Source organism: Streptomyces sp. CC53 (genome assembly GCF_001865245.1).
Lineage (GTDB): Bacteria > Actinomycetota > Actinomycetes > Streptomycetales > Streptomycetaceae > Streptomyces.
The window spans coordinates 22,711-38,543 of record NZ_MKXB01000148.1 but is presented as its reverse complement, the minus strand read 5'-3'; the positions used below and the strand labels follow the sequence as shown (position 1 = coordinate 38,543).

Below are 15,833 nucleotides of genomic sequence, written 5' to 3'. Positions count from 1 at the left end.
ATGACGCACACGAGCGGACGACGGCTCCCCGTAGCCCTGTGGCTCGCCTCCCGAGCTGTGCTGCTGCTCTACACCTTCCGGGTCGTGTTCGTGCCGGGCCCGGACGTCACCACGGACGTGTCGGTGATCTACCACCAGTGGTTCGAGGTGCTCCAGCGCGGCACGTACCCGATGGACGACGTGACGTGGCAGTCCCCGCCGGCCGCCGCGCTCGCGATCCTCTCCCCCGCCCTGCTGCCGTTCCTGGAGTACGCGCACGCGTTCTTCGTGCTGGCGCTGGTCTGCGACGCGGCGGTGTTCGGGCTGCTGATGTACGCGGGCGGGCGGCCCGGCAAGAGCCGGGCGGGCGCGTGGGTGTGGGTGGTCGGCCTGCCGCTGCTCGGACCGACCTCGTACGCCCGGTACGACGTGATGGTGACCGGGGTGGCCGTGGCGGCGCTGCTGGCGGGCGTCCGCCGCCCGGGCGCCCTGGGCGCGCTCGCCGGGTTCGGTGCGCTGCTAGGTGTGGCCGGCACTGCTGCTGGTGGGCACGGCCCGCGGCCGGGTGACCCGCACCTCGTGGGCGGCTGCCGCCGCGTCGGGTGCGGCCGTGCTGCTGGCCTGCATGGCCGCGGCCCCCGGGGCGCTGGCGTTCCTCACCTTCCAGCGGGACCGCGGCACCGAAGTGGAGTCGCTGGGCGCGCTGGTGTTCCACGTGGCGCGGTTCCTCGGCGCCTGGGACGGCGAGGTGCGGCTCAACTACGGGTCGGTGGAGTTCCTCGGCCCGTACGTGCCGCTGGTGAGCAGGGGAGCGCTGGCGCTGACGGTGCTGGCGTTCGCATGGCTGGTGCTGTGGCGGCTGCGGGCGCGGGAGTTCGGCAGGACGACGCTGAGCGACGCGGCGTTCGTGGCGGTGCTGCTGTTCACCACGACGAGCCGGGTGATCAGCCCGCAGTACATGCTGTGGCTGGTGGGCCTGGCGGCGGCGTGCCTGGTGTGGCGGGGGAGCCGGATGCGGCGGCCCGCGGTGCTGGTGCTCGTGGCGACCGGGGTGACGCTCCTGGAGTTCCCTGTCTGGTTCTCCCACGTGGTGGCCAGCGACGCCCTCGGGCTGCTCCTGCTGCTGGTGCGCAACGGGCTGCTGGTGGCTGCCTCCTTGCTGGCGTGCCGTGCGCTGTGGCGGCAGACCGTGACCGAGCCGGCGCTGCGGGAGGCGGCGGCCGCCGTGCCCGTGCAGGCGGCGGCTCAGCGGGACGCGGAACTGCTGAAGTCCTGACGCATCCGGTCCTGCCAGGCGCGGGTGAACGCCTCGGGCGTGGTGGCCAGGACCGTGCGCAGGGCCTCCTCGACGGCTCCCTCCCGCTGCGGGTGGGCGCCCACCGCCCGGTAGAACGCGGCGAGCTCCGCCTCCCCCCACCGGTCGGCGATCAGCGCGCAGGCCAGCCAGGCGCCTTCGTAGGCGCGGGCGACGGTGTCCTGGTCGCCGCCGAAGGCGAAGTCCGCGTCGGCGGGCAGTCCGTCGGGCACGTCCCCCGCCCGGACCGCGCGCCGCAGCGCGGGCGCGATGTCCGCGGCCGCCCGGTCGCCGCCCCGTTGCGCGGTCCAGTCGGCGAAGCCCTCCGACAGCCACAGCGGCGTGGCCGCCGAGGTGTGCGCCCGGGTCGCCACGTGGGCGGTCTCGTGGGTGAGGACGAAGCGCCTGCCGAAGGCCCCGAGTGACGCGTACGCCTCGGGGTTGACGACCACGCGGTCGGCGGGCGCGGTGCCCCGGTCCCCGGTGCGGCCCGTCGTGACGGCGGCGGTGCCGCGGTAGCCGTCGGCCGGCTGTCCCAGCAGCTCCCCCATCCCGTCGAGCGACGGCGGCACCAGCACGACGACCCGCCGGTCCCACGGCTCGGGCCAGGCGTCGGCGACCCGGGGGACGGCGCGGTCGGCTTCGGCGGCGATCTCCCGCAGCCGGGCCTTGTCGTGACCGACGCCGAGCACCAGGCTGCGTGCGCCGCGCACCACGTCGACGCGCCCCTGCTCCCACAGGAGGGCGGCCGTTCCCCCGGCCCGCCGGTCCTCCCGGACCTGCCAGGTGCCGTCCGCGTCGCGGCGCAGCTCCAGGTCGCGTTCCGCGGTGACGGGGCCGGCCGTGTCGTGGCCCTGCAGGGTGTAGCCCAGCTCCGCCCGGACGGCGGCGGTGTCGGGCCCGTCCCGGCACACCCGCAGGACCCGGTACGACCAGGAGCCGAGGGGCACCCCGGAGAGGTTGGCGAACTCGTGGGCGGCGGGGTCGTCGGGCGCCACGCGGCCGGCGAGCACGTCGGCGCCCCGCCGGTCGAGTGCGGCCTGCACGCCCTCGCGGTCGGCGGCGTCCCGCCCGGGAGCCGTGCCCGGTGCCGTGCAGGCACCCAGTCCCAGGGCGGCGGTCAGGCACAGCAGCGCGGCGAGCAGCACCGCGAGCCGTCGTCGGCGCACTCCGCCACCACCTCCGTGTTCCCGGCCTGCCACGCCCCGATCGTACGGTCCCGGCGGGCCGCCCGGGGCCCGGAGCCGGACACCGGCGTCAGACGCGGGTGACCGCCGAGACCGGCATCATGCCGACCGGGTCGTAGCGGACCGGCGCGCCCGGGTAAGGGGCGTGGATGACCTGGCCGTTGCCCATGTACATCGCGACGTGGCTGGCGTCGGAGCGGTAGGTGACGAGGTCGCCGGGGCGGGCCTCGGACAGCGGGACGTGCCGGCCGGCGTTGCGCTGCCCCTGGGAGGTGCGCGGCAGACCGACGCCGGCCTGGGCGTACGACCACTGCATGAGGCCGGAGCAGTCGAAGCCGTTGGGGCCGTTGGCGCCCCAGACGTACGGCTTGCCGAGCGCGGAGCGGGCGGCCTGGACGGCGAGGGCGGCCCGCGAGGAGGCCGCGGCGCCGGAGGGGGCGGGCAGGGGGCCGTCGCCGCGGTCGCCTGAGCGGGAGGCGCGGTCGTAGTCCGCGCGCTCCTCGCTGGTCAGTGAGTTGAGGAGGGCGCGGGCCTCGGCGAGCTTCTTCTCGACGGCGCGTTTGTGGCGGGCCACGGCGGCGCGGCTGCGCTCCAGTTCGCCGAGGGCGCGGGTCGCCTCGGCGCGCTCCTGGTCCAGCCGCTGCTGGGCGCGGCGGAGTTCGACGAGGGCGCCGCTCTGGCGTTCGCTCATCCGGTCGAGGGCCGCGGCCCGGTCCAGGAACGTCTCGGGGTCCTTGGACAGCAGCAGCGCCAGCGTCGGGTCGAGGCCCCCCGAGCGGTACTGGGCGCCGGCCACGGCGCCGAGCGCGCCCCGCATGTGGTTGATGCGCTCCTGGCCGCGGGCCACGCTGTCCTGGGCCCTGGAGACCTGGGAGCGGAGTTCGGCGGTGCGTTCGCCGGCCTTGTTGAAGTTCTCGGTGGCCTGTTCGGCTTCGGCGTAGAGCCGGTCGACACGGGCCCGGGTCGCGTCGGCGGAGGGCTCGGCCGGTTCCGCCGCCACGGGGGTGGCGCCGAGAGCGGCGGCCGCGGTGGCCGCGGCCGCGGACAGGACGGTGACCCTGGCGGCCTTGGCGCTCTGGGCGAGGCCCGAGGGTGAGGTACGGCGATGGGACGCCACGAACCGCGCTCCCTTCAGCGGTACGCAGGCGGGTTGCCTGGTGCGGGCTGGTGCGCGGCAGACAGTAGCCGGGCGGTGACGCCCGGGCCAAAGACCTCGGAATGGGCACAAAGTGACGCCCCGCCGGGAAACACAGGTCACCGGCGGGGCGGGGCGTCACTTCGGAGGCGGGCATTTCCCCCGATCGGGCGCGTGTGGCGGGCGGTTCGCGCGTCCGGAGCACGCACCGCGCATATCAGATGCGCGGGTACGGCCACGGGGCGCCCGCCGACCGTACGGCGTGCGCCGGGCGACAGGGGCGCCGCGGCACCGCTCCCGGACGGGCGCAGCACAGACGGTCCTTGCTCCACCCGTCCGGTGGGGTCGTGCGGCCCCGTACGGCAGGCTCCCGGCCTCCGGCACGGAGCCGGGCGCCCCGGTCGACGGCGGCCCGGCCGCGCCGCGTCAGATGCGGACGCCGAACTGGAACGTACCGAGGTAGTTCATCGACTCGTAGCGGACGTTCGCGCCGGGCTTCGGGGCGTGCAGGACGGTGTTGTTGCCCGCGTACAGGCCGACGTGCGCGAGGTTGTTGAAGAAGACCAGGTCGCCGGGCTTGAGCTGGCTGCGGCCGATCTTCACACCGTCGTTGTGCTGGGTGTAGGTGGTGCGCGAGATGCTGACGCCGGCCTGGCGGTAGGCCCACTGGGTGAGACCGGAGCAGTCGTACGAGTTGGGGCCCTCGGCACCGGAGACGTAGGGCTTGCCGACCTGCGTGGCGGCGGCGTTGAGGGCGGCGGCTCCGCGCTGGGAGGCGGGCACCTCGTTGCCGAGCTCGGGACGGTCGCCGCCGGTGGCGCGGCTGGCGCGCTGCTGCGCCTCCCGGGCCTTGCGGTCCTCCTCCTCCTGCATCTTCCGCCGCTCCTCGGCGGTGAGCGTGTTGAGGAGCTTCTGTGCCTCGGCGAGCTTGCCCTGGAACTTCTTCTTCTTCTCGCCGAGGGTCTTGCGGACGTCCTCCAGGTCGGCGAGCTTCGCGGTGGCCTCGGCGCGCTGCTGGGCGAGGGTCCGCTGCTTGACCTGGATGGACTCCAGGGTCTCGGCCTGCTTGGCGGTGAGCTGGTCGACCGCGGACGCCTTGTCGAGGTAGTCGTCCGGGTTGGAGGAGAGGAAGAGCTGGAGGGCCGGGTCGAGACCGCCGCCCCGGTACTGCGCGGCGGCGACCGAACCGATGCCGTCGCGGAGGGTGTTGAGCTCCTCCTGGCCGCGGGCCACCTGGTCCTGGAGCGCGCCGATCTCCTCCTGGAGCTTCTCGCGGCGCTCGTCGGCCTGGTTGTACTGCTCGGTGGCTTCCTCGGCCTCGTGGTGGAGCTTGTCGACCTTGGCCTTGACCTCCTCCACGGCCGGCTTCGGGGTGGCCGACGCGGTCTGGGAGGTGAGCGCGACGGCCGCTGCGGCGGTCGCGGTGAGCACGGTCACGCGGGCGCGGCTCGGCTGCTTGGGTCGACGGTGGGACGCCACGGAGGCGAGCTCCTTCTTCCTCAACGCCGCCGGCCGGGCTGGGGTCGCGCCCCGGCTCCGTGCATCGCGTCCGGATCCCCCGCGAACTCGTCCGGACTGCACGGATTAGGCGGTTCCTTCGCTGCCGCTCCGGGTGAGCGGTCAACCGCGCGAAGGTTCGAGGCCAGACCCTAGTGACCAAGCTGTGATCAGTTCAAATCCTCATAGGAAAAATCTCGCCGCCGAACACCATTCTTTACTCGCGTCCCACCCTGCGTCATGAGGAGTTGACGCCCCGTCCCTCACACGCTCCCCCAAACCAGACATCCGGGCCAGGAGTTGCTTTCCCTGCGAGAACGTCACGTCAGCCGCGAAAGCCGCTTCAGCAGCATCACCGAGGGCACCGGCCTGGCGCCCGACCTGGCGACCCCGTCGGCCACCTCCCGGTCGCTGGAGACCACGACGACGGGACGGCCCGGCGGCTCCGCCCGTACGAGCTGTCTGATGAGCTCGTCGGCGGTCACCCCCGGCTTGGAGAACAGCACCCGCACCCCGCGCGGCGGGGCCAGCAGCACCGGGGCGGCCAACTCCGCACCGTCGAAGACGCAGGTGACCTCGGCGCCCGAGCGGGCGGCCAGTGCGGAGAGCCCGCCGAGCAGCCGCAGCCGCTGCTTCTCCAGGGGCATCGTCGGGTAGCCGGTCTTGGTGACGTTGTAGCCGTCGACGACCAGATGGGCCTGTGGCAGCGCGAGGAGCTGGTCGAGGAGCGCCGGGTCGGTCTCGGACAGCGCGCGGGCCGCGACGTCCTTGGGCGAGAGGCGGCCGGGCTCCACCGCCTCGACGGAGTCGGCGGGCCGCACGGAGACCGGTGGCAGCGCCAGTTCGCGGCGCAGGCCCTGGGCCGCCTCCAGGACCGTGTCCAGCAGCAGCCGCAGCCGTACGTCCTCCACCGAGCGGCCCTCGCGGACGGCCCGGCGACTGGCCTCCAGCGCGGCCTCGGCCTCCCCGAGCCGGGTCTTGAGGCGGCGCGTCTCGCTCTCGGCCGCCGACACCCGCGCCGCCGCCTCCGCTTTAGCGCCCTCGGCCTCCGTCTGGACCCGGCGCAGCGCGGCCTCACCGCGCTTGACGTCGCTCTGGGCGCTGCGCAGCTTGCGGTGAAGCGATTCCGCTTCCTTGCGCGCGGCGTCCAGTTCGGTGCGCAGCCGCTCGGTCTCCGCCTTGGTGTGGGCCCGCGCCTCGGCGAGTTCCTCGCGCAGGCGGGCCAGTTCGCGGCGGCCCTCCTCGTCGGCGCGCTCGGCGTCGGCCCGCTGCACCTCCTCGCCCGCGGCGGCGACCAGCTTCACCCAGCCGGGAGGCCGCAGCACGCAGGCCGCGGCGGCCACGTCCACCGGGTCGGCGGCGGCCGGGGGCGTGCCCGACTCGACGGCGTCGGCCAACTCGGCCTGGTCGCGGCGCAGTCGCTCGGCGATCCGGCGGCGGAACGCGGCGTCGGTCTCCAGTGCGGCCGCCATCGCGTTGCCGCCGAACCGGGCGCGCCTGGTCGGCGTGAAGCGCGCGTACTGCCGCAGCTGCGCCGGGAGCTCGGCGACCGTCAGGCCGCCGAACGCGTCCGACACGAGGGCGACGACCCGGCGCCGCACCGCCTCGGGAAGCGGGCGGTCGAGCGCCTCGGCGGCGTCACCGGCCGCGTCGGCCGACTCGGCGCCGCTGTCCGGCTCCGCCACGATCCGTCACCCCACTACCCATCACGTCCCGGCCTGCCGACATCACCGGCTCCAGCCGTATCAGGCGTACTACCCGTGCGCACGCACCCGGGTCTCGATCAGGTATCGATCAGGCACCGGCTCCGGGCCGGTCGACCAGTTCGACCTGGTCCACCGCGTTGCACCAGCGGCAGCGGACCGACTCGATGGTCTCAGAGACCACCTCGCGCTCCTCCACCGTGGGCTCGCCCGCCAGGTCCAGATGGACGTACTCCACGACCTTGGAGGAGCGCGTCACGTCGAAGCGTGTCAGGTTGCCGCAGAGCGTGCAGCGCCAGCGGGTGGTGTCCGTCGGCAGGGGAACCGTCGTCATGGGTGCCGTCGTCCTTCTCGTGATCGGTCCGGGCCGGGCCGGCCGTATCGTGCCGGGTGCGGGGTTCCGCGGTGCGCCGTCGAACTGCGGAGGCGCCCGGGACGCGGCCGTCGGGCCCGCCCAGGGCATGCCCGTAACCCTACGGCCTCCGCGGTCGGCGATGGTCCGGCGAGGCGCTCTGTCCCGCTCACCCCCTTTACGTCATGATCTGTGCATGATCGATTGGCGGGGAGCAGTCCGTGCGGTCGTCACCGGCCCTTCGGTGACCTACGGGGTCATCGGGGTGTGCACCCTGGTCTTCGTGCTCGGCCCGGCCTCCGGGCTGCGCACCTCCTACGGCACCGGGGACGCCCTCATCGCGGCGCAGAGCGCCTACTTCGAGCGCTGGGGCGTGATCCCGGCGGAACTGCTCGGCGGGGCGCCCGGGGCGCTGCTCACGCCCTTCAGCGCGTTGTTCGTGCACGGCAACTGGCTGCACCTGCTCGGCAACATGCTCTTCCTGTTCGTGTTCGGCGCGATGGCCGAGGAACGGATGGGGCACCTGCGGTTCTGGCTGTTCTACGCGGGCTGCGGGTACCTCGCGCTGTCCGGGTACGCGCTGGCGCACGCGGGCAGCGACCAGACGCTCGTGGGGGCGTCCGGCGCCATCTCCGGGGTCCTCGGCGCCTTCCTGTACCTCTTCCCGAGGGCCCGGGTGACGAGCCTGTTCCCCTTCCTCTTCTTCCTGCCGCTGCGCTTTCCCGCCTGGATCGTGCTCGTCTTCTGGTTCGCCCTGCAGTGGCTGGCCGCGCGCGGCGCGGGCAGCGGGCCCGGCGTGGCCTATCTGGCGCACCTGATCGGCTTCGGCCTGGGCTTCCTCTACGCGTGGGCGCGCTACCGGGGCATTAGAGTGAAGGCGCCAGCAGCGGCCACCGAGGGAGAGGGACAGCCGTGATCACCGCGATCGTGCTCATCAAGACCAGCGTGGACCGCATCCCCGAGATCGCCGAGGAGATCGCCGCGCTCGACTGCGTCAGCGAGGTCTTCTCGGTCACCGGGACGTACGACCTGATCGCCATGGTGCGGGTGGGCCGCCACGACGACCTGGCGGACGTCATCCCGGGCCGCATCAGCAAGATCCCGGGGGTGGAGGCCACCGACACGCACGTGGCGTTCCGCACCTACTCGCAGCACGACCTGGAGGCGGCCTTCGCGATCGGCCTCGACGCGTAGCACCGCCCGGCCCCGACGCGGACGGCGCGACCGCGCCTCCGCCACGAGGGCCGAATCACCCGTACGAGCGAACGCAGTTCAGCCACGGTCCGGCACACAGCGCCCGTCCTCGGTGCGGTACGTCCATCGGGCCCCGTCCCTGACGAGCTCCTTGACCGCCCGCAGGAACCGGTCGACGTGCTCGTCCGGCGTGCCCGCGCCGAAGCTGACCCGGACCGCGTTCAGCGGCCCGTCCCCCGGCGCGGGGTCCGGCGCCCCGCACTCCGCGGGAGCCTCCGGGGCGCCGCCCAGGAGCCTGCGCACGAGCGGGTGGGCGCAGAACAGGCCGTCGCGCACGCCGATCCCGTACTCGGCGGACAGCGCCGCCGCGACGTGCGAGCTGTTCCAGCCGTCCACCACGAACGACACCACCCCCACCCGCGGGGCGTCGTCGCCGAACAGCGACAGCACCCGCACCTGCGGCACCTCGGCGAGGCCCGCCCGCAGCCGGGCCACCAGCTCCCGCTCCCGGGCCGCGAGCGCCTCGAACCCGGCCTCGGTGAGCGTCCGGCAGGCGGAGGCCAGCGCGTACGCCCCGATGACGTTCGGGGAGCCGGCCTCGTGCCGCGCCGCGGTGTCGTGCCAATCCGCCTCCAGCCCGCCGTCAGGACGCCGCACCACGCTGCGGGACGCCCCGCCGCCCGCCAGGTAGGGCTCCGCCGCGCGCAGCCAGTCGGCGCGCCCGGCCAGCACGCCCGCGCCGAACGGGGCGTACAGCTTGTGCCCGGACAGCGCCACCCAGTCCACGTCGAGCGCGGCCACGTCCACCGGCCGGTGCGGCGCGAGCTGCGCGGCGTCCAGCACGATGCGCGCCCCGTGGGCGTGCGCGGCGGCGGCCAGCTCCCGCACGGGCCAGAGCTCACCGGTCACGTTCGACGCGCCCGTCACACACACCAGGGCGGGGCCGTACGGCTCGCGCGCAGCGAGCGCCCGCTCCAGGGACTCGACCGCCTCCCGCGGCGTTCCCGGGGCGTCCAGGCAGGTCACCCGGTGTCCGCGCCACGGCAGCAGCGCGGCGTGGTGCTCGGTCTCGAAGACGAACACCTCGCAGCCGTCGGGGAGCGCCCCGGCCAGCAGGTTCAGCGAGTCGGTGGTCGACCGGGTGAAGACCACCTGGTCGCCGGGGCGGCAGCCGAGGAACGCGTGGACGGTGCTGCGGCTGCGCTCGAACAGGTCGGTGGACAGCTGCGAGAGGTACCCGGCGCCCCGGTGCACGCTGCCGTAGTACGGCGCGTAGGCGGCGACGTCGTCCCAGACCCGCTGGAGGGCGGGCGCGCTGGCCGCGTAGTCCAACGGGGCGTAGGTCACCTCACCGCCGGTGACGAGCGGGACGGTGACGTCGCGTCCGAGGACGGGCAGCGGCTCGGTACAGGTGCCGGCGGCGGGGGCGGTGGCGGTGTGCGGGTACGCGGACATGGCGAACTCTCCTGGGAGGCACGGCGAACGACGGTGGGGAAGCCCGCGGGGCGGCCCGGACGGGCGCCCGCACGCGGGTACGGAAAAGGGCCTCGGCCCGAAGAAGGGGCCAGGCCCTAACGCATTCGCTTGCTCACGGGACAACTCCTCGGGACCAGGACCCCAGGGTGTCGCAGGGGTCCGCGCTTGCCGCAGACCTCGCTGCCTGCGGCCTGGTCTTCACCCGGGGCACCCCGCCACGGACGGAGGGTTGCCGGACAGCGGGCCGGGGCCGTGGTCGCTGTCACTCATGACCTTGGTGCAGCATCTTGCCACACGCGCCCAGCGGCGCAAGTCCCCGGTCCGGATACCGGACGGCGCACACGGCAGCAGGACGGCTCCGCCCCCGGCGCCTGCGAGGGGGCCGACCGGGGGCGGAGCCGCGCGTGCAGGGGCCGCCTACCGGTGGCTCGCGGCCACCCAGCGCTCCAGGGCTTCCCGGGCCGCGCCCGAGTCGATCGACTCGGCCGCCTTCGCCATGCCCGCCCGGATCTGCTCCGCCAGGGGCGCGTCCGACGGCTCCAGGGCCGCCAGCGCCGCCGCCGAGTTCAGCAGCACCGCGTCCCGCACGGGCCCGGTCTCCCCGGCCAGCATGCGGCGGGCCACGTCCGCGTTGTACGACGCGTCGGCGCCGCGCAGCGCCTCCACCGGGACCAGCTCGATGCCCACCTCCCGCGGGTCGAACGCCTCCTCCCGGACGGCGCCGTCACGGACGACCCACACCCGGGAGGTGGCCGTGGTGGTCAGTTCGTCGAGGCCGTCGTCACCGCGGAACACCAGCGCCGAGGAGCCCCGTTCCGCGAGGACGCCCGCCATGATGGGCGCCATCCGCGCGTCGGCGACCCCGGTGGCCTGCGCCCGCACCCGGGCGGGGTTCGTCAGCGGGCCCAGGAAGTTGAACGTCGTGCGGATGCCGAGCTCCTTGCGGGCCGCCGCCACGTGCCGCAGCGCGGGGTGGAACTTGACGGCGAAGCAGAAGGTGACGCCCGCTTCCTCCGCGACCTCGGCCACCCGACCCGGAGCGAGGTCCAGGTTGACCCCGAGCTTCTCCAGGACGTCGGAGGCGCCCGAGGCGGACGACGCCGCCCGGTTGCCGTGCTTGACGACCTTGGCGCCCGTGCCGGCGACGACGATCGCGGACATCGTGGAGATGTTCACGGTCTTGGCGCCGTCGCCGCCGGTGCCGACGATGTCGACGGACGGGCCGGGCACCTCGATGGTGCGGGCGTGCGCGTACATGGTGCGCACGAGGCCGGTGATCTCCTCGACGGTCTCGCCCTTGGCGCGCAGCGCCACCGCGAACCCGGCGATCTGCGCGTCGGTGGCCTCGCCGCTGAGGATGCGCTCCATCGCCCAGGCCGTGGCGTCCGCGTCGAGGTCCTGCCCGGTCAGCAGGGCGTCCAGGACCCGGGGCCAGGAGTGGCCCGCCGCGGTCGGTCCTCCTGCGGGGGTCACAGCGCTCATGGTCGCTCCTGGGTCGTGGGGCCTCACCGGCGTGAGGGTTCCGTCGCGTCCCAGCCTATCCATCCCCAGGGACGGCGAAGAGCCCCGTCCGTGGTGTGGACGGGGCTCTCACCGTGGCGAGCCGCGGGTGCGACCTGTGCGTCAGGTCTCCCGGCGGGCGGTCAGGGGATCAGTGGTGGCCGTGGCCGGCGCTGATCTCCTTGTACTCCTCGACCGTGGCCTTGGGGACCTGGTTGTCCTCGCCGTAGTAGCCCTTGCTGAGCTTGGCGCGGAGCTTCTCCAGGCGGCCCGGCTTGCGCTCGACGCCGTTCTCGTCGACCGTCGGGCCGATCTCGGCCGGCGCGTACTGCTCGTGCGCGGTGAGCGTGTGCAGCTTGGCCTGGCTGAGCGGCTCGTGGACCTCGACGAACTCACCGTGCGGCAGCCGCTTGATGATGCCGGTCTCGCGGCCGTGCAGCACCTTGTCGCGGTCGCGGCGCTGGAGACCCATGCAGATCCGCTTGGTGACCACGAAGGCGATGACCGGTCCGACGAAGAAGAAGATCCGGACGAACCAGGTGACCGCGTTGATGGACAGGTGGAAGTGCGTGGCGACGATGTCGTTGCCACCACCGACCAGCATGATCATGTAGGCCGTGATCCAGGCGACGCCCAGCGCGGTGCGGGTGGGCGCGTTGCGCGGGCGGTCCAGGATGTGGTGCTCGCGCTTGTCGCCGGTGATCCACGACTCGATGAACGGGTAGACCGCGATGGCGGCCAGCATCACGCCGAAGAGCACCAGCGGGATGAACACGCCCAGGACCAGGGTGTGGCCCCACAGGTTGATCTCCCAGCCGGGCATGGCGCGGATCAGACCCTCGGCGAAGCCCATGTACCAGTCGGGCTGGGCACCGGTGGACACCATGTCCGGGCGGTACGGGCCGAGGGCCCACACCGGGTTGATGGTGAACAGCGCCGAGATGATCGCGATGACGCCGAAGACCAGGAAGAAGAAGCCTCCCGCCTTGGCCATGTAGACCGGCAGCAGCGGCATGCCGACGACGTTCTTGTTGGTCCGGCCGGGCCCGGGGAACTGCGTGTGCTTGTGGTAGAAGACCAGGATCAGGTGCGCCACCACGAGGCCGAGCATGATGCCCGGCAGCAGCAGGATGTGGATCGAGTAGAACCGGGCCACCATGTCGTGGCCGGGGAACTCGCCGCCGAACAGGAACATCGAGAGGTACGTGCCGACGATCGGCGTCGCCAGGATCGCGCCCTGCGTGAAGCGGACACCGGTGCCGGAGAGCAGGTCGTCCGGGAGCGAGTAGCCGGTGAAGCCGGTGAACATGCCCAGGACGAACAGCAGGAAGCCGAACAGCCAGTTGATCTCACGCGGCTTGCGGAACGCGCCGGTGAAGAAGACGCGCATCATGTGCACGAACATGCCGGCGATGAAGATCAGCGCCGCCCAGTGGTGGATCTGGCGGATCAGCAGACCACCGCGGACGTCGAAGCTGATGTCCAGCGTCGAGGCGTAGGCCTCCGTCATGCGGACGCCGTGCATCGGCACGTAGGCGCCGTGGTACTCGATCTCGTTCATCGACGGGTGGAAGAACAGTGTCAGGTAGACACCCGTCAGGATGATGATGATGAAGCTGTAGAGGCAGACCTCACCCAGCATGAAGGACCAGTGGTCCGGGAAGATCTTCCGCATGTTGGCCTTGGCCAGGGAGTAGATCCCCAGCCGGCCGTCGGCCCAGTCCGCGACCCGCTCACCGGCGGGCGCCTTCTGCTGTCCCGGTGCGTCAGCGCCTGATGTGTGCGTACTTGCGGTGCTCATCCGCGCTCCCAGAATGCAGGACCGACCGGCTCCTCGAAGTCGCCGAGCGCTTCGAGGAAGCCCTCGTCATTCACGCCGATCCGCAGCTGCGGGAGGGCGTGGCCGGCAGGGCCGAAGATGACGCGGGCGCCGTCGGAGAGGTCGAAGGTGGACTGGTGGCACGGGCAGAGGACGTGGTGCGTCTGCTGCTCGTACAGGGAGATCGGGCAGCCCACGTGGGTGCAGATCTTGGAGAAGGCCACGATGCCCTCGTGGGACCACTCGAGCTCGCGCTTGTCCTTGATGTCCTCCGGCTGGATCCGGACGATCATCAGGGCGTCCTTGGCGATCAAGGTGTTGAAGTCGTGGTCGCTCTCCTCCAGGCCCTCGGGCTTGGCGAAGGTCAGCGAGCCGACCGGCACGTCCTCGGGACGCAGCGGCTCGTTCGTGTTCATGTTGATGAGCAGCTTGCCGTTGGCCCAGGACGTCTTGAACAGCTTGTCCTCGGGCAGCGGGCCGAGCTCGCGCAGCAGCACCACACCGGAGAGCGGCACCATCGCGAGGGCGCCGAACATCGTGTTGCGGATCAGCTTGCGGCGGCCGATCGCCGACTCGGCGGCACCCTCCCGGAAGTCGGCCATGACCTTGGCCTTGGTCTCGGGGCTCGCCTCGATCGGGTGGCGGTCGTCGGCGACCTCCACGTCGGACATCAGGGTGCGGGCCCAGTGGACCGCGCCCGCGCCGATGCAGAACAGGGCGATGCCCAGCGTCAGACCCAGCATCACGTGCAGGATGCTCACGTGGCCCAGCGGCCAGATGTACACGATCTGGTCGACGTCGAAGGCGACGAACGACGCGATGAAGCCGACCGTGGCGAGCATCGACACCGTGAAGAGCAGGGCGACCGTGCGCTCCGAGCGCTTGGCGGCCCGCTCGTCGATGTCCTGGATGCGGGGCTTGTGGGGCGGGAGGCCCGGGTCTGCGAACGGGTTCTCGGCTACCGCCTTGCCGTGCGCGCTGTCCTGCCCGCTCGGCAGGCTCTCTTCGGAAATCTCTTGGCTACTCATGACTTCTTGGCCTTAGCGGTGTGGGCCGCGACCCAGACGGCGACAGCGATCAGCGAACCGAGACCGAAGATCCAGCCGAAGAGGCCCTCGGCGACCGGTCCCAGGCCACCCAGTGCGAAACCGCCGGGGGACGGGGTCTCATCACCGTTGACGGCCTTGATGTACGCGATGATGTCCTTCTTCTCCTGCTCCGGCATGATCGTGTCCGGGAAGGAGGGCATGTTCTGCGGGCCGGTCTGCATGGCCTCGTAGATGTGCTTCTCGCTGACGCCTTCGAGGCTCGGGGCGTACTTGCCCTTGGTGAGGGCGCCGCCCTCGCCGGTGAAGTTGTGGCACTGCGCGCAGTTGTTGCGGAACAGCTCACCACCCCGGGCGATGTCCGCGCCTTCCGGGCTGTACTGCTCCTCGGTCGGCGTGACCGGGCCGGGACCGAGCGACGCGATGTACGCGGCCAGCTGGTCGATCTGCGCCTGGGTGTAGATGTTCGGCTTGCGCGGTACCTGCGCGCCCGGCTGCATGGCGGGCATGCGGCCGGTGGCGACCTGGAAGTCCACCGCGGCCGAGCCCACACCGATCAGGGACGGACCGTCGGAGGTGCCCTGACCGTTGGTGCCGTGACAGGTGGCGCAGCCGACGGTGTAGAGCTTCTTGCCCTCCTCGATGGCGAGGGACTGGGCGGTCTCGTCGGCCTGTGCCTGGCCCGCGGGCGCGAACGCGGCGTACAGCCCCCCTGTGGCCGCCAGCGCGAGAAGTAGGACGACGAGCGCCGCCAGCGGATGGCGTCGTCGTGCGGAGAGCTTTTTCACGGATTACCCCGGTGTCAGGATCTTCTGCGTCGATGCTTGCTGGACGTGTCGGGTGGGACCCGACTACTTGATCATGTAGATCGTGGCGAAGAGGCCGATCCAGACCACGTCGACGAAGTGCCAGTAGTAGGACACGACGATGGCGGCCGTCGCCTGCTCGTGGGTGAACCGCTTCGCGGCGTACGTCCGGCCGAGTACCAGGAGGAACGCGATCAGGCCGCCCGTCACGTGGAGGCCGTGGAAGCCGGTGGTCAGGTAGAACACGGAGCCGTACGGACCGGAGGACAGGGACATGCCCGCCTCCTTGACCAGCTCGGTGTACTCCAGGACCTGGCCGCCGATGAAGACCGCGCCCATGATGAAGGTCACGATGAACCAGGCACGCAGCTTCTTCACGTCACCGCGCTCGGCGGCGAACACGCCGAGCTGGCAGGTGAGGGAGGAGAGCACCAGGATCGTGGTGTTGGAGAACGCGAACCAGAAGTTCAGGTGTTCTGCCTGCTCGGCCCAGTATTCGGGACCCGTCACCGAACGCAGGGTGAAGTACATCGCGAAGAGGGCCGCGAAGAACATCAGCTCGGAACTCAGCCAGATGACTGTTCCGACGCTGGTGAGGTTCGGTCGATTGACCGGCGGGTGCGCGTGCCCGGTATCTACTGTCGTTGCTGTCGCCACGACCGACATTATGTCGGTCGCTTATCTCGCCCTCACTCCGGGGGGTGCCGTTCGGAGTGTCCCCCCTCCGGCGGGGGGCCGCGCTCGACCCGAACGGCCCAGCGGAACCGCCTCGAACAGCCGTCTCACCGGTGTTGACGGGGCCCCGGAGGGAGTAGCATCCGCGGCGTCGGTTACCGAGCAACTCA

General features: G+C 72.3%; 13 protein-coding genes, 1 pseudogene and 1 riboswitch. Of the genes and pseudogenes, 3 read left to right on the top strand and 11 right to left on the bottom strand.

The window, feature by feature from the left end:
* A pseudogene (locus BJP40_RS15930) lies at positions 1-1,255 on the top strand (glycosyltransferase 87 family protein).
* Here the strand turns inward: BJP40_RS15930 and BJP40_RS15925 are convergent.
* The 5 genes from BJP40_RS15925 to BJP40_RS15905 all read right to left on the bottom strand — a co-directional run bounded on the left by BJP40_RS15925 (position 1,225) and on the right by BJP40_RS15905 (position 7,129).
* Positions 1,225-2,475 (bottom strand): hypothetical protein, encoded by a 1,251-nt coding sequence (locus BJP40_RS15925; RefSeq protein ID WP_226962692.1) that lies wholly within the window; start codon positions 2,473-2,475, stop codon positions 1,225-1,227. The pseudogene BJP40_RS15930 and the gene BJP40_RS15925 sit on opposite strands and share 31 nt — an antisense overlap.
* Positions 2,476-2,530: 55 nt before the next feature.
* Positions 2,531-3,577 carry a C40 family peptidase gene (locus BJP40_RS15920; protein WP_071280938.1) on the bottom strand — a complete coding sequence of 349 codons (1,047 nt, stop codon included), beginning with the start codon at positions 3,575-3,577 and terminating at the stop codon, positions 2,531-2,533.
* Positions 3,578-4,021: 444 nt separating this feature from the next.
* Positions 4,022-5,074, bottom strand: coding sequence for a C40 family peptidase (locus BJP40_RS15915; protein WP_071267491.1), 1,053 nt, complete (start codon positions 5,072-5,074; stop codon positions 4,022-4,024).
* A gap of 338 nt (positions 5,075-5,412) precedes the next feature.
* Complete coding sequence (locus BJP40_RS15910) at positions 5,413-6,777, bottom strand: NYN domain-containing protein (protein WP_071280937.1); 1,365 nt, start codon at positions 6,775-6,777, stop codon at positions 5,413-5,415.
* Between the two features lie 109 nt (positions 6,778-6,886).
* Positions 6,887-7,129, bottom strand: coding sequence for a hypothetical protein (locus BJP40_RS15905; RefSeq protein ID WP_071267456.1), 243 nt, complete (start codon positions 7,127-7,129; stop codon positions 6,887-6,889).
* Between the two features lie 214 nt (positions 7,130-7,343).
* On the opposite strand from BJP40_RS15905, the gene BJP40_RS15900 reads away from it, so the two are divergent.
* A complete protein-coding gene (locus tag BJP40_RS15900; protein WP_071280936.1) occupies positions 7,344-8,063 on the top strand; it encodes a rhomboid family intramembrane serine protease in 720 nt (239 codons plus the stop codon).
* Positions 8,060-8,341: an Lrp/AsnC family transcriptional regulator gene (locus BJP40_RS15895; protein WP_071267460.1), complete on the top strand. Its 282-nt coding sequence runs from the start codon at positions 8,060-8,062 to the stop codon at positions 8,339-8,341. Before BJP40_RS15900 ends, BJP40_RS15895 begins: the two co-directional genes overlap by 4 nt.
* A 78-nt stretch (positions 8,342-8,419) precedes the next feature.
* Here BJP40_RS15895 and BJP40_RS15890 read toward each other — a convergent pair whose 3' ends face one another.
* The 6 genes from BJP40_RS15890 to BJP40_RS15865 all read right to left on the bottom strand — a co-directional run bounded on the left by BJP40_RS15890 (position 8,420) and on the right by BJP40_RS15865 (position 15,654).
* Entirely contained in the window at positions 8,420-9,796 is a 1,377-nt protein-coding gene (locus BJP40_RS15890; protein ID WP_071280935.1) for an aminotransferase class V-fold PLP-dependent enzyme, read from the bottom strand.
* A 177-nt stretch (positions 9,797-9,973) separates the two neighbouring features.
* Positions 9,974-10,091, bottom strand: a riboswitch (SAM riboswitch).
* Between the two features lie 143 nt (positions 10,092-10,234).
* A complete protein-coding gene (trpD, locus tag BJP40_RS15885) occupies positions 10,235-11,299 on the bottom strand; it encodes an anthranilate phosphoribosyltransferase (protein WP_071280934.1) in 1,065 nt (354 codons plus the stop codon).
* Between the two features lie 169 nt (positions 11,300-11,468).
* Complete coding sequence (locus BJP40_RS15880) at positions 11,469-13,118, bottom strand: cytochrome bc complex cytochrome b subunit (protein ID WP_071267463.1); 1,650 nt, start codon at positions 13,116-13,118, stop codon at positions 11,469-11,471.
* Complete coding sequence (locus BJP40_RS15875) at positions 13,115-14,164, bottom strand: ubiquinol-cytochrome c reductase iron-sulfur subunit (protein WP_071267465.1); 1,050 nt, start codon at positions 14,162-14,164, stop codon at positions 13,115-13,117. Before BJP40_RS15875 ends, BJP40_RS15880 begins: the two co-directional genes overlap by 4 nt.
* Positions 14,161-14,970 (bottom strand): c-type cytochrome, encoded by an 810-nt coding sequence (locus BJP40_RS15870; protein WP_071280933.1) that lies wholly within the window; start codon positions 14,968-14,970, stop codon positions 14,161-14,163. The genes BJP40_RS15875 and BJP40_RS15870 overlap by 4 nt, the downstream gene beginning before the upstream one ends.
* A 63-nt stretch (positions 14,971-15,033) precedes the next feature.
* A complete protein-coding gene (locus tag BJP40_RS15865) occupies positions 15,034-15,654 on the bottom strand; it encodes a heme-copper oxidase subunit III (protein WP_071267469.1) in 621 nt (206 codons plus the stop codon).
* Positions 15,655-15,833 lie beyond the last annotated feature (179 nt).

Bases quoted from the DNA above. Each gene is read 5' to 3' on its own strand.
- BJP40_RS15890 (WP_071280935.1), bottom strand. From the start codon at position 9,796: ATGTCCGCGTACCCGCACACCGCCACCGCCCCCGCCGCCGGCACCTGT.
- BJP40_RS15900 (WP_071280936.1), top strand. From the start codon at position 7,344: ATGATCGATTGGCGGGGAGCAGTCCGTGCGGTCGTCACCGGCCCTTCG.
- BJP40_RS15865 (WP_071267469.1), bottom strand. From the start codon at position 15,654: ATGTCGGTCGTGGCGACAGCAACGACAGTAGATACCGGGCACGCGCAC.
- BJP40_RS15880 (WP_071267463.1), bottom strand. From the start codon at position 13,118: ATGAGCACCGCAAGTACGCACACATCAGGCGCTGACGCACCGGGACAG.
- BJP40_RS15905 (WP_071267456.1), bottom strand. From the start codon at position 7,129: ATGACGACGGTTCCCCTGCCGACGGACACCACCCGCTGGCGCTGCACG.
- BJP40_RS15875 (WP_071267465.1), bottom strand. From the start codon at position 14,164: ATGAGTAGCCAAGAGATTTCCGAAGAGAGCCTGCCGAGCGGGCAGGAC.
- trpD (WP_071280934.1), bottom strand. From the start codon at position 11,299: ATGAGCGCTGTGACCCCCGCAGGAGGACCGACCGCGGCGGGCCACTCC.